Below are 13,422 nucleotides of genomic sequence, written 5' to 3'. Positions count from 1 at the left end.
AGGAGCCTCGCGTGGTCGGTAAACAGGGCAGGGTGACCGGCAAGATCGGCCCCGGCCTGGTCGGGGAGGTGATGGTGGAGGTCCGAGGGGGTGTCGAGGCGTTCTACGCGCACGCCACGCTCCCCGACGAGGAGATCCCCGCCGGCTCGATCGTCGTCGTGGTCGACTACTTCCCGCCGCGCACGGTCTACGTCGCCCGCGCGCTCGTCTGACCCCTCCCTCTCCCTCCCTTTTTCTCTCCCTCCACCGCGGAGACTGCGATGCCTACGGAGTACTTCCTCATCGGGGGCGCCGTCCTTGTCGCCCTTCTCGTCCTCATCATGCTGTTCAAGGCCGTCTGGCGGGTCGCCGAACCCAACGAGGCGCTGATCATCTCCGGACTCGGCGCCCGGGGTAAGAGCGAGCTCGCCGACAGTCTCGGATTCAAGATCATCACAGGTAAGGGCACCTCCGTGCTCCCCGGCTTCCAGACCGCCCGCCGCCTGCGCCTGGACAGCCGCGCGGCCAACCTCCAGGTCTCCTGCGTCACCCAGCAGGGCATCCCGGTGGTCGTGAAGGGCGTGGTCATCTACAAGGTCGGCGACGACCTGCACTCCATCGCCAACGCCGCCCGCCGCTTCCTCGACCAGCAGGACTCGATGAACGGCGCCATCCACGAGCTGTTCACCGGTCACCTGCGCTCGATCATCGGCAACCTGACCGTCGAGGACCTCATCCTCAACCGCGAACGGCTGACCGGTGAGACCCGCGCCTCGGCCGCCGATGAGATGATCAAGCTCGGCCTGATCGTCGACTCCCTGCAGATCCAGGAGATCGAGGACGAGACCGGCTACATCACCAACCTCGGCAAGCCGCACGCCGCCAGGATCGCCGCCTCGGCCCGCATCGCCGAGGCGCAGCGCGACCAGGAGGCCACCGAGGCCGAGCAGATCGCCGCGGCCAACAAGGCCTCCGCCTGGCGCGACGCCCAGATCAAGCAGGCCGCCTACCAGGCCGAGATCGACGAGGCGCAGGCCCGGTCCCGCCAGGCCGGTCCGCTGTCGGAGGCCTCGGCACGCCAGGAGGTCGTGGTCCAGGAGACCCGAGCCGCCGAGCTGGAGGCGGCACTGGCCGAGCAGCGGCTCCAGGCCCAGGTCCGCAAGCCCGCCGACGCGAGGGCGTACGAGACCGTGACGCTCTCCCAGGCCGAGCGCGACGCCCGCATCGCCCAGGCCGAGGCCGAGGCCCGCGAGACCGAGCTCCGCGCCGCCGCTCAGGCCTCCCAGGTCAAGCAGGCCGCCGCGGCCGAGGCGGAGTCCGTACGGCTGCGCGGTCTCGCCGCGGCGGAGGCCACCAAGGCCACCGGTCTCGGCGAGGCGGAGGCGGCCAAGGCGCGCGGTCTGGCCGCCGCCGAGGCCGCGCAGGCCCAGGGCCTGGCCGAGGCGGAGGCCGCCAGGGCGAAGGGCCTGGCGGAGGCGGAGGCGATCCGGGCCCGCGCGCAGGCCCTGGCCGAGAACCAGGAGGCGGTCATCGCCCAGCAACTCGCCGAGAACTGGCCCCAGATCGTCGAATCCGGGGCGAAGGCCTTCGGCAACGTCGACCACATGGTCGTCCTCAACGGCGCCCAGGGCATCGAGGAGATGCTCGCCAAGGCGCTCACCCTCGGCGGCACCGGCCTCGGCCTCGCCCGCTCCCTCCTGAACGGCGCCACCCCCAACGGCGTCACCTCCAACGGCACCGGCCCCGAGACCAACGGCAAGGCCGTCGACCCGGCGCCCTGAGCCCGGAGCACGGGCTGCCGGGGCGGTGCGGCGCGGCTACCGCGCGTTGTAGCGTTCCCGGCGGACCGTGGCCTTCTTGCCCTTGATGGTGCTCCCCCGCAGGACCGCGATCACCTCGTCGGCCGCGGCGTCCGGGACCTCCACGAGCGAGAAGCGGTCGGCGATCTCGATCGCCCCGATGTCGCGCCCGGTGAGGCGCGACTCGCCGGCTATCGCGCCGACCAGGTCCTGCGGCCGGATCCCGGAGCTGCGGCCGGCGCCGACGAACAGGCGCGTCATCCCGCTCCCGCCCGCCGCCGGGCGTCCACGCCGCTCCTGGCGGCCGGCGGGCTCGCGGCGGCCGCGGTCCTCCCGCTCGGTCCGCAGCGCGACCTCGGGGATCTCGTGCTCGTCGTCCGCCGCCCCGCTGGCCTCGTGCGCCAGCTTCACCGCGGCGAGCGCCACCTCCATGATGTCGAACTCGTCGGTGAGCGTCTCGACCACGACGCGGAAGCGCTCCAGGTCGTCCTCCAGGAGGCTTTCGTGGAGCGCGGCGCGTGTCAGCTCCAGCCGCCGGGCGCGCAGGTCGGCGATTGTCGGCACCTTCTCGACCGGGATCCGGTGTTTGGTCACCCGCTCGATGGCCTTGAGCAGCCGGTGCTCCCGCGGCTCCGCCAGGGTGATGGCCACGCCCTCGCGGCCCGCCCGGCCGACCCGGCCGATCCGGTGCACGTAGGACTCCGGCGCGGAGGGGACGTCGTAGTTGACCACGTGGGTGAGCTGTTCGATGTCGAGCCCCCGCGCGGCCACGTCGGTCGCGACGAGCAGATCCGCCGTCCCGTTGCGCAGCCGTCCCATCACGCGGTCGCGCTGCTCCTGGCCCATGCCGCCGTGCAGCGCCTCGGCGCGGTAACCGCGTCCGTTCAGGGTCTCGGTGAGCTGGTCGACCTCGTCGCGCGTGCGGCAGAAGACGATCGCGGCGGCGGGGGCCTCCACGTCCAGCACCCGCCCGAGCGCCGCGGGCTTGTGCGCCCGCGGGACGACGTACGCGGTCTGCCGTACCAGCGGGGCCTCGCCCGGGGCCGTCGTCTCGCGGCCCATCTCGATCCGGACCGGGTCGTTCAGGTGGCGGCGGGCTATCCCGTTGATGCGCGGCGGCATCGTCGCGGAGAAGAGCACCGTCTGGCGGTTGTCGGGGGTCTCCTGCAGGATCGCCTCGATGTCCTCGGCGAATCCCATGTCGAGCATCTCGTCCGCCTCGTCCAGGACGACCATTTCGAGGTCGTCCAGACGGAGCGTCCCGCGGCCGATGTGGTCGAGCGCGCGACCGGGCGTCGCGACCACGATGTCGACGCCCTGCTGCAGCGCCCGCAACTGCCGGCCGATCGGCTGCCCGCCGTAGATCGGCAGGACGCGCGCGCCCAGCTCGCGGCCGTAGCGGTGAAACGCCTCCGAGACCTGGACGGCCAGCTCGCGCGTGGGCACGAGCACGAGTGCCATCGGCTCCCCGCCCCCGCTGTCCTTGGTCATCCGCTGGAGCACCGGCAGCGCGAACGCGGCCGTCTTGCCCGTCCCCGTCGCGGCCTGTCCGAGGAGGTCGCGCCCTTCGAGCAGAGGGGGGATCGCCTCGCGCTGGATCGGCGTGGGCTCCTCGTAGCCGAGACCGGAGAGCGCGTGCAGGAGCTCGGGCCGCAGCGTCAGGTCGGCGAAGCTGCTCGTGTCGTCGGTCGTGTTCAGCGTCATGGTCGGGCTCCTCGTTCCGGGACGGACGTGTACGGGACTCACGCTGACCACACGTTCCGTCCCTGCCGCGTGTCCCATCCGTGCGGCGGACCCGGGCCGCCGGCTCCGCCGGCCCAGTATGGTGCACCTCTTCAGCGCGGCGGCCATGGCGAACGGCCTCCCGCACGGGTGCGGATGGGGTGACCGACCGACCCTACCGGCGGGGAGCCGGGCGACGTCGACCGGGCGGCGACGGGGCAGGCCAAGGTGCTTATTCCATGACATGCCCCGCTAAGGGGTAAACGAACAGTCCCCCGCCGGCGGGCCGCCTGAGAACACCGACGCCTGCCGGCCGCGCGACCGGCGACGACACGACAGCAATGATCATATTCGGACGGATCGGTCGTGGTCACACCGGCCGCGGGCAGCCCCCCCCGGGGAAGGCGAGGCGCCCGGCTCAGATCATCACGTGGGCGTCGGGATGACCGACGAAGGAGAACTGGGCGCCCCGGGTGAGCTTGTGGTCGTCGGGCTGCCAGGTGTGCATCGAGGGGTCGCCGCTGCGCCAGTAGACGAAGTTGAACCGGTCGGCGGAGTAGATCTTGACGCGGTCCTCCTTCAGCCTCCGGACCAGGCGGGTGTCCTCGCCGCGGGTGACGTCCTCGAAGCCGTAGTGACGGAACATGTCGGCCTTGCCGAGGAAGGTGCCGCCCTGGACCAGCCAGCTGTAGCGGTGCTCCAGGCCGGGCATGCGGAGCATCGTGGTGTTGCGGCCCTCGAAGTAGGCGTAGTGGGCGCCCTTGCCGACGAGTTCGGCGTCGGAGTAGTCGAAGGCGCGGACCAGGTCGGACAGGTAGTGCTCGCCGTAGAGGTTGTCGTCGTCCATCTTGGCGATCAGGTCGCCCTCGGCGGCGGCGATGCCCAGGTTCATGCAGGCGCCCAGGGACAGCGACGGGTCGGCGGGCAGCACCACGACGTCGGAGATCCCGGCCATCCGGGCCTTGTCGGCGACCACGACCGGGTCGATGTCCAGGCCGTGCAGGACCATCACGAGCTGGAGCGGCCGGTGGATCTGCTTGGCCACCGAGGAGATGGCGTGCTCGATCTGCGAGGCGCGGTTGGTGGGAAGCACCACCGAGACGGACCTCGACCGCTGCTCGACCGGCCTGCCGAGGAACCCGAGGATCTGGTCGACGCGGTGCGTGAACAGATGCTTGTCGAAGACCTCGCGCATGGCCAGGTGGCCCTGGCGGGCGCGGAGCTCGGGGCTGTTGATCAGGTGCAGGACCTGGTTGTAGGACTCCAGCTCGTCGTGGGCGATCGGGATCAGCGGGCCGAAGGTCTCCTGGACGGCCCGGGACCAGCCGGAGACGACCGTGGTCGAGCAGGCCGACAGCTCGAAGACCCGGCGGGCGCACATGGTCGGCGAGTCGAGCACCGAGTTCACGTTGAGGAAGACCTTGTACATCTTGTACGCGGCCAGCATCCGGTCGTAGGGGAGCTCGCCCACGATGTGCGGGACGTACTCCTCGGGCCAGGCGTACTTCTCGTCGACTGTGCCGTTGCGGGCGAAGATGTGCAGGCCGAGCTCGCGGATCGGGGCGAGGACGGTCTCCATCTGCTCGCGGCGCTCGGGGTGCTTGTCCCGGAAGTACATGCCCGCGAAGACCACGTCGTGCAGCCGGCCGCGCCGCTCCTGGATCGGGTTGTGCACCCGTGGCTGGGCGGCGAACTGCAGGACGTCGACCCGGTCGTGGCCCAGCACCTCCCGGTAGCGGGGCACCATGTCGCCGTCGCAGGTGAAGACGTAGTCGAACAGCTTGGCCGTGTCGATGAAGAAGTCGAAGTTCGGCGGGTCCTCCTTGTTCCAGAAGACCGTCGGGATCCCCTCTTCGCGGCACCAGTCGATCAGGGCGCGCAGCTCCGGCTTGGGGGCGTTGGAGCCGGTCATCTGGTAGCGCCAGCGGCCCTGGTTGCCGTGCCAGGCCGACTCCACGAACAGCAGCTCGGGCCGCCGCTCGGCGAAGATCTCCGGCCAGTCGCGGAGCCCGAACTCGATCTGGTCCCACTCGTACTTGAACGCCATCCGGGAGAAGTCGTCCAGGATGACCGCGACCTTCATGTCCGGCCGGTTGATCGGCCCGGCCGGCCACTTGACCTGCGGCACGTCCACGACGGGCCCCTGGTGGTCCAGCTCCTCGATCACCTCGGCCACCGGCCGGGGCGCCTCGGGCCCCTTGCGGGGCCGCAGTGCCATGCGCAGCTTGCCCGGCAGCCGCACGACCCCCGACCCCTTGGCGCCCGTGATGGCCTCCGCCACCCGGTAGGGCCGCTGGACCTTGGTGGACTCCAGCTTCCACTGCGCGTAGTCCGCGCGGGCCTCGGCGATGGCCAGCCGCCGCTCCAGGTCCCGGACGCGCTCCTCGAAGCGCTCGACGACCTTGCGCTCCTCGGGCAGCCAGTTGATCGGCCCGAGACGCTGGTACTTCGGCTCTTCGGGGGTCTGCTCACTCATGGGGGAACTCATGGGTATCGCCTTAATCCGGGGTCGTGCCAGCGTACGGCTTCGGCCGTGACGAAATAGCCGTTTTACAGGGATTTGGGCGGTACGGCTTGCGCCGCCGGGGAGAGGTTGCGGCCCGCCAGCCAGGCCTCGATCACCCGGGCGATCCGGGGCCCGGCCTTGCCGTCCCAGAGCGGGGGCAGCTCACCCGAGGGGGTCGCCGCGCCGTCGGCCAGGGCCCGGTCGGCGGCGGCCGGCAGCAGCGCCGGGGTGACCAGGCGGTTGGTGCCGTGGGTGACGGTGATCGGCCGCTCGGTGTTGGGCCGGACGGTCAGGCAGGGGACGCCGAGCATGGTCGTCTCCTCCTGCACGCCGCCGGAGTCGGTGACGACCAGGCAGGCGCCCCGCACCAGGGAGAGGAAGTCCACGTAGCCCAGCGGATCGATGATGAGGAGGTTCTCGCCGTTCACGAGACCGGCCTCGGCCAGGCGGGCCCGGCCGCGCGGGTGCAGCGGCACCGCGATGGGGAGGCGCTCGCTCACCGCGAGGACGGCGTCGACCAGCTCCTTGGCGGAGGCGGGGTCGTCCACGTTGCCCGGCCGGTGCAGGGTCGCCACGCCGTAGCGCTCCGGGAGCCCGAGCCGGGAGCGGACCGGGGCCGGGTCGAGGTGGTCCAGCGCCGAGAACAGGCTGTCGATCATCGGGTTGCCGACGAGGTGGACGCGCGCCGGGTCCACGCCCTCATCGGCCAGGTGCGAGAGCGCGTCCGGCGAGGTGGCGAAGAGGATGTCGGACAGGGCGTCGGTGACGACCCGGTTGACCTCCTCGGGCATCTCCCGGTCGAAGGAGCGCAGGCCCGCCTCGACGTGCGCGGTCGGGATGTGGAGCTTGGCGCAGACGAGGATCGCGGCCAGCGTCGAGTTGACGTCGCCGTAGACGACGACCAGCGCGGGCCCGTGCGCCAGGACGACGTCCTCCAGGCCGGTCAGCAGCGCCGCCGTCTGGCGCGCGTGCGAGCCCGAGCCGACGCCCAGATTGGCGATCGGCTCCGGGAGTCCGAGATCGGCGAAGAACACGTCCGACATCAGCGCGTCGTAGTGCTGACCGGTGTGAACGATGCCCTGCCGCACCCCGAGGGCGGCGAGACCGCGCACGACCGGAGCGGCCTTCACGAAGTTGGGCCGCGCGCCGAGCACGTGCAGGACGAGGGGATTGTCGGGGTCCGGGGTCGTCCCCGGGGGGGCGTTGTCCCTCATTGACCTCGCCTTTCATGCGGGAGTGTGGCAAACGTTGCCTATGGTACGGTCACGGCGTGGTATCCGATGCCAGCAGGCCAGACTCCCCCAAGGTTTCCGCGAAGTCGGCCCGTGCCGGACTGCGCGGGCTTCTCAAGGGGTTCGTCCAGCACCCTGTGATCGTCTCCCGAGTCGTGGCGACCAAGGTCAAGTCCGACCCCGTGCGTGTGGCGCAGGCAGCCGCGGAGACCCTCCCGCCACGGCTGCGCCCCGTCGTGGGCAGGGTCGCCTGGCCCGCCGCGCGCCGTGCCAGGATCGTCGTCCGCAAGCTCGGCATGCGCCTGGTCAGGGGACCGTGGGACGAGGCGAAGGCGCACTTCGACGCCGGGCGGATGACCGAGGCCGCGGCGGTGCTCCAGCCCTACACCAAATACCCCTTCATCAACCGCCGGGCCACCTACTACACCGGCGAGCTGGCCTCCATCCAGCCCAACCCGATCCCGCCCAAGTCCAAGGTGATCGTGGGCGAGCGGGTGGAGGGCCGGGTGCTGCACTGCGTCACCAACGCCCTGCCGTACACGCAGGCCGGATACACCGTGCGCACGCACCGGATCGTCACCGCGCAGAAGGCCGCCGGGCTGGATCCGCACGTCGTGACCAGCTGGGGCTGGCCGATGATGCAGGGCCACGTCGACGCCACGCCGTACGAGGAGATCGACGAGATCCCCTACCACCGGCTGCTGCCGAGCGGCGACGTGCCGTTCGAGAGCCACGGCCGCATGATCCGGGGCGCCGGCGAGGTGACCGAGCTGGTCAGGACGCTCCGGCCGCAGGTGCTGCACGCCGCGACCGACCACCGCAACGGCTCGGTGGCGCTGGCGGTGCGCGAGCGGACCGGCACGCCGATGGTCTACGAGGTCCGGGGCTTCCTGGAGGAGACCTGGGCCTCCCGCGACCCCAAGCGCGTCGGCAGCCAGCGGCACGTGCTCCAGCGCGACCGCGAGGCGTTCATCATGCGCTCCGCCGACGCCGTGGTCACCCTCGCGGAGACCATGGCCACCGAGATCGTCGAGCGGGGCGTGCCGAGGGAGCGGATCTTCCTGGCGCCCAACGCGGTGGACGACTCGCTGCTGACCGCGGAGTACGACGGGGCGGCGTTCCGCTCCGCCTACGGCATCGAGCCCGGTGAGATCGTCATGGGCTCGGTGTCGAGCATCGTGGCCTACGAGGGCTTCGCGACCATGATCAGCGCGGCTGCCCTTCTGCGGGACCGGGGCGCCCCGATCAGGCTGCTCCTCGTCGGCGACGGCGCCGAGCGCCCGGCACTGCTGGAGCAGGTCGAGGAGCTGGGGCTCGGGGACGTCGCGATCCTGCCCGGCCGGGTCGGCCCGGACGAGGCGCTGCAGGCCCAGTCGGCCATCGACATCTTCGTCTGCCCCCGCGAGGACCTGCGGGTCTGCCGGCTCGTCACGCCGTTGAAACCCGTCGAGGCGATGGCCCTCGGCAAGCCGGTCGTGCTGAGCGATCTGCCCGCCCTTTCGGAGCTCGTCGGCTCCGACGGCGCCGGGCTCCTGGTCCCCGCGGGCGACCCGGAAGCCCTGGCGGAGGCGCTCGCCGCACTGCGCGACGACCCGGCGCGGCGGGCGGCGATGGGCGAGGCCGGACGCGCGGAGGTGGCCGCGAAGCGCACGTGGAGCCGCGTCGCGGAAACGTACCGTGACATTTACCGATCGCTTGCTGGTTGACGGCCCCGTGCAGGTGGTGGGTGACCCAGTCGTTTGTGATGCGTTCAATCGCATTAGGCGTGGCTTGCGCGGAGTTGAGATAGCCTTTGCCACCATGAAGTGTTGTTTCCGTCTTTCCAGGGTCACCCCGTGAGCGAGCGCAGCCAACCGGCCGTTGGGCTCGGTGCCATCGCGAACGCGGCCGAGGAAGGGGGCCGCGTGAGCGCCTATGACCTGGCCGTGATCGGTCTCGGGTACGTCGGCATGCCACTGGCCAAGGAGGCCGCGGCGGCAGGCCTGCGGGTCGTCGGCTTCGAGGTCGACCCCCGCAAGGTGGACGCCCTCAACGCGGGACAGTCCTACATCGACGACCTGACCGACGCCGACCTCGAGCACATGCTGGCCGGCGGCTTCAGCGCCACCCTGGACGAGTCCGTGCTGGCCGACAGCCGCACCATCGTCATCTGCGTGCCGACCCCGCTGGACGAGGACCACCGCCCCGACCTGTCCGCGGTGGAGGGCGCCACCCACACCGTCGCCCGGAACCTGTCCTCCGGCACCCTGGTCGTCCTGGAGTCCACGACCTGGCCGGGCACCACCGACGAGGTCGCCCGCCCCATCCTCGAGGCCTCCGGCCTCGTCGCGGGCACCGACTTCCACCTCGCCTTCTCGCCCGAGCGCATCGACCCGGGCAACCCCAAGTACGGCATGCGCAACACCCCCAAGGTCGTCGGCGGCTACACGGCCGCCTGCAAGGACCGGGCGGTCGGGTTCTACTCCCAGTTCGTCGAGCAGGTCGTGCCGGTCAGCGGCACCCGCGAGGCCGAGATGGCCAAGCTGCTGGAGAACACCTACCGGCACGTCAACATCGCCCTCGTCAACGAGATGGCGATCTTCTGCGACGAGCTCGGGGTCGACCTCTGGGAGGCCATCGAGGCCGCGGCCACCAAGCCGTTCGGCTTCCAGAAGTTCCTGCCCGGCCCCGGCGTCGGCGGGCACTGCATCCCGGTCGACCCCTCCTACCTGTCCTACACGGTGCGCAAGCTCGGCTACCCGTTCCGGTTCGTGGAGCTGGCGCAGGAGATCAACGAGCGGATGCCGTCCTACGTGGTGGCCCGCGTCCAGCGGTTGCTCAACCGGCACAAGAAGGCCGTCAACGGCTCCAAGGTGCTGCTGCTCGGCGTCACCTACAAACCCGACATCGCCGACGAGCGCGAGACTCCGGCGCTGCCGGTCGCGCGGGCGCTGCTGGAGCTGGGCGCGGAGCTGGTCTTCGCCGACCCGTACGTCAGGACATGGCACGTGGACGGCACCTCCGTACCACGTGAGGAAGACCTCGCCAGGGCGGTCGCCGAAGCGGATGTGACGCTGCTGCTGCAGCAGCACGCCGCCTTCGACCTGTCGATCGTCGAGGACCACGGCAGGCTCGTGCTCGACACCCGAGGCGTCCTCGCCGAGGGTGAACGCGTCGAGCGGCTCTAGCGACGAAGGGCTGCGCGCAGTGCACGTGCTCGTCATGACGGTGGTGCATCACCCCGAGGACGCCCGGATCCTGCACCGGCAGATCCGCGCGCTCGTGGATGCCGGTCATGAGGTCACGTATGCCGCGCCGTACACCGCGCGGGGCGTCATGGCCCGGTCGTGGGTGAACGGCGTCGACCTCCCCCGGGCGGCTGAGCGCAAGCGGCTTTCGGCCGTGCGCGCCGCCCGCAAGGTGTTCAAGCGCATGCGCGACCAGGTTGATCTGGTGGTCATCCACGACCCCGAGCTGCTGCTCGCGGTCGTCGGCGTGCGCAAGCGGCCCCCGGTGGTCTGGGACGTGCACGAGGACACTCCGGCGACCCTGTCGCTGAAGCCCTGGCTGCCCGCGTTCCTGCGGCCGCCGGTGCGGTTCCTGGCCCGCATGCTCGAAGGCACCGCGGAGCGCCACCTGCATCTGCTCCTCGCCGAGACCGCCTACGCCGGCCGGTTCCACCGGGCCCACCTGGTGGTCCCGAACGAGACCTGGGTGCCCGACGACGTGACCCCGCCGGGAGACGACCGGATCGTCTACCTCGGCTGGCTGTCGGAGGCGCGCGGGGTGCGCGACGCCATCGAGGTCGCCCGGCTGCTCCGGCCGTACCGGGTGGCGGTCGAGCTGATCGGCTACGCCGACCCGCAGTCGCGCCCGACGCTGAACGAGGCGGTGGCCGAGGGCGTGCTGGAGTGGCGCGACTTCATGCCGAACGACGAGGCGCTCAAGCGGCTCGACGGGGCGCTGGCCGGACTGTCGCTGCTGCACGACGAGCCCAACTACCGCCACTCCATGCCCACGAAGATCGTGGAGTACATGGCCCACGGGATCCCGGTGATCACCACTCCGTCGCCGCGCGCGGTGGAGCTGGTCGAGCGCTACAACAGCGGCATGGTCGTGCCGTGGGAGGATCCCAAGGCCGTGGCGCAGGCCGTGCTCTCCCTGCGGGACGACGTCAGGGAGCGGCATGCCCAGGGCGCCCGAGGGTATGCGGCGGCCCGTGCGAACCATCACTGGCCGAACTCGGCCCGCCGTTTCGTGTCCCAGCTTGAGGCGTGGGCCGGGGTCAAGAGCTGATTTCTTGTATGGCGATGTTGTTTATGTCCGCCTGATCACAAGAACGGTAGTGTCCTGATCATGCGCTGGCTCACCGCTTTTCTCGGCGTGGCGATCCTTGCGGTGGTGGCGGCGATCGTGCTCGTCCTGCCCAAGGACACGGACGCTCCGGTGAGCGACAGGACACCGGCCACGTCGTCGCCCTCCGCCACCTCCTCCGCCGCGCTGACCCCCGAGGCCAGCGCCTTCACCGACCCGTGTGGAACGTTCGACACCAAGGTGGCCTCGCCCTACGCGGTGACCGGCTACTGGCTCATCCCCACCGCCGACCACTGCACCTGGCGGCGGCAGTTCCGCGCGATCCACGAGGTGGGCGGCGACACGGTGATCCGGATCGGCTGGGGCCTGCAGGCCCGCCGCGTCGACGAGGACGACCGGATCATGGACAACAAGGGCGAGGAGATCGACCCCCGCTACGAGCCGTGCGTCGAGGACGGGCTGCCGTGCGTGGCGGCGGCCGAAAGGGACCTCCGGGCGGCCAACCCGGGAAACCGGGTGAGCTGGACGTTCGTCTACCGGACCGACGAGGCGTTCGGGCCCGACCTGTTCCGCTGCCCCGAGTTCGAGCGGAAGATCACTGTAGGCGAGTCCGTCTTCTACCGGATCGTCGCGCCGGACGACGGAAGCGACGACCCGAGCTGCGCGAACATCACGAACAAGGGGCGCGGCTACCACGTGATCCTGATCGCCGGCGCGGAGCAGGACAAGCAGGACAGCCTCACCGAGCTGCTCGACCTCGGCGACCAGTTCGGGGTGCGGGTCTTCCCCGCGCTGCCGCTGGCCCCCCGCGACCCGGCGCAGCTCACCCGGGCCTACAAGGACGGCACCGACACGCTCACCACGCTCACCCGGCGCATCCTGCAGGACTACGGCGCCCGCTTCCAGGGCCGGGAGTCGCTCGGCGGCTTCTACCAGCCGTTCGAGCTGCAGATGCGGGAGATGAGCTACACGGGCGGGGACCCGGACGGCGACCACTCGACGCTCAAGGTCTACGCCTCCCAGCACCAGATCGTGGAGCAGGAGATGCCGGGCAAGCCCATCCTGGTCAGCCCCTACATCGACGCGCGCAAGCGGCTGAAGTTCAGCGCCAGTCCCAAGCAGGTGGCCAAGGGCTTCGAGGCCATGGTCAGGACCGGGGTCGGCATCATCGCGCCGCAGGACAGCCGGGGCACGGGCAAGGTCGGACTGTTCTGGCCGGACCAGCGCGACGAGCAGGTCGACGAACGGCTCCGCCCGGTCGTCGGCGAGACGACCAACGGCACCGCCTACCACGGCTCGACCCGCGACTACTACCGGGAGATGTCCGCGGCGCGGGACAGGATGGTCGCGCAGGGCTACAACGTGCAGCTGTGGGCCAACGTGGAGGCCTTCGAGCCGTCCGCCGAAGAGCCCTGCGCCGCCAGGACGGGCACCCGGGGCCGCACCGACAAGAAACGGCTCGACACGGCCGTGACCCAGGTCGGCCGGTACGTCTCCAAGGTCGTCTCCTACATGTGGAGCGACTTCTTCACCTGCGGCTCGCCGTCGCTGGCCGAGGACATCGCCCGCGACGCGGACCGGCCGATCCCGGTGGACGCCGTCCGCAAGGAGCGCGACATCCAGGACGGCATGGAGATCCGGGGATACAACATGCCCATGGGCTCCCAGGTGACGATCACCTGGGACGGCCAGGAGACCCCCAAGGTCGTCGAGGTGGCCGGAGTGGACCTGTCGGAGCCGCTGCCCGACCTGCCCACCGGGATGCGGACGGCGTGGATCCCCTTCGACTGGACCCAGGTGCCCGACGGCGCCTGGGTCCGGATCGAGGTCGCCGCCGCCGACGGACGGGCGGCCGCCGAGCCGCTGCACGTCCGTATAAACGCCTGACCGG

At 71.0% G+C, this 13,422-nt stretch carries 9 protein-coding genes; 6 read left to right on the top strand and 3 right to left on the bottom strand.

Going from position 1 to position 13,422, the window contains the following annotated elements:
* Positions 1 to 11 precede the first annotated feature (11 nt).
* Positions 12 to 212, top strand: a complete 201-nt coding sequence (locus BM085_RS23270; RefSeq protein WP_093889050.1) for a hypothetical protein — start codon at positions 12 to 14, stop codon at positions 210 to 212.
* Between the two features lie 48 nt (positions 213 to 260).
* Positions 261 to 1,760, top strand: coding sequence for an SPFH domain-containing protein (locus BM085_RS23265; RefSeq protein ID WP_093889049.1), 1,500 nt, complete (start codon positions 261 to 263; stop codon positions 1,758 to 1,760).
* Positions 1,761 to 1,796: 36 nt separating this feature from the next.
* Here BM085_RS23265 and BM085_RS23260 read toward each other — a convergent pair whose 3' ends face one another.
* From BM085_RS23260 to wecB, 3 genes are all read right to left on the bottom strand, one after another.
* Positions 1,797 to 3,482, bottom strand: a complete 1,686-nt coding sequence (locus tag BM085_RS23260) for a DEAD/DEAH box helicase (protein ID WP_093889048.1) — start codon at positions 3,480 to 3,482, stop codon at positions 1,797 to 1,799.
* A 436-nt stretch (positions 3,483 to 3,918) separates the two neighbouring features.
* On the bottom strand, positions 3,919 to 5,976 hold the full coding sequence (locus BM085_RS23255) for a glycosyltransferase family protein (RefSeq protein WP_093889047.1): 2,058 nt from the start codon (positions 5,974 to 5,976) through the stop codon (positions 3,919 to 3,921).
* Positions 5,977 to 6,050: 74 nt separating this feature from the next.
* Positions 6,051 to 7,220, bottom strand: coding sequence for a non-hydrolyzing UDP-N-acetylglucosamine 2-epimerase (wecB, locus tag BM085_RS23250; protein WP_093889046.1), 1,170 nt, complete (start codon positions 7,218 to 7,220; stop codon positions 6,051 to 6,053).
* Positions 7,221 to 7,276: 56 nt separating this feature from the next.
* Here wecB and BM085_RS23245 point away from each other — a divergent pair, with 56 nt between their 5' ends.
* The 4 genes from BM085_RS23245 to BM085_RS23230 all read left to right on the top strand — a co-directional run bounded on the left by BM085_RS23245 (position 7,277) and on the right by BM085_RS23230 (position 13,418).
* The gene (locus BM085_RS23245) at positions 7,277 to 8,944 is read left to right on the top strand and encodes a glycosyltransferase family 4 protein (protein WP_245789595.1); all 1,668 of its coding nucleotides are present in this window, start codon (positions 7,277 to 7,279) and stop codon (positions 8,942 to 8,944) included.
* Positions 8,945 to 9,142: 198 nt separating this feature from the next.
* Positions 9,143 to 10,405, top strand: a complete 1,263-nt coding sequence (locus BM085_RS23240; RefSeq protein ID WP_093889044.1) for a nucleotide sugar dehydrogenase — start codon at positions 9,143 to 9,145, stop codon at positions 10,403 to 10,405.
* Positions 10,406 to 10,424: 19 nt separating this feature from the next.
* Positions 10,425 to 11,513 carry a glycosyltransferase gene (locus BM085_RS23235; protein ID WP_086574235.1) on the top strand — a complete coding sequence of 363 codons (1,089 nt, stop codon included), beginning with the start codon at positions 10,425 to 10,427 and terminating at the stop codon, positions 11,511 to 11,513.
* Between the two features lie 60 nt (positions 11,514 to 11,573).
* Positions 11,574 to 13,418, top strand: coding sequence for a DUF4434 domain-containing protein (locus BM085_RS23230; RefSeq protein ID WP_093889043.1), 1,845 nt, complete (start codon positions 11,574 to 11,576; stop codon positions 13,416 to 13,418).
* The last annotated feature ends 4 nt before the right edge of the window (positions 13,419 to 13,422 follow it).

The organism is Streptosporangium canum (assembly GCF_900113865.1).
Lineage (GTDB): Bacteria > Actinomycetota > Actinomycetes > Streptosporangiales > Streptosporangiaceae > Streptosporangium > Streptosporangium canum.
This window is presented reverse-complemented; position numbering and strand designations above follow the sequence as displayed.

Coding starts and splice junctions, on each gene's coding strand:
- BM085_RS23260 (WP_093889048.1), bottom strand. CDS start 3,482: ATGACGCTGAACACGACCGACGACACGAGCAGCTTCGCCGACCTGACG.
- wecB (WP_093889046.1), bottom strand. CDS start 7,220: ATGAGGGACAACGCCCCCCCGGGGACGACCCCGGACCCCGACAATCCC.
- BM085_RS23230 (WP_093889043.1), top strand. CDS start 11,574: ATGCGCTGGCTCACCGCTTTTCTCGGCGTGGCGATCCTTGCGGTGGTG.
- BM085_RS23255 (WP_093889047.1), bottom strand. CDS start 5,976: ATGAGTGAGCAGACCCCCGAAGAGCCGAAGTACCAGCGTCTCGGGCCG.
- BM085_RS23265 (WP_093889049.1), top strand. CDS start 261: ATGCCTACGGAGTACTTCCTCATCGGGGGCGCCGTCCTTGTCGCCCTT.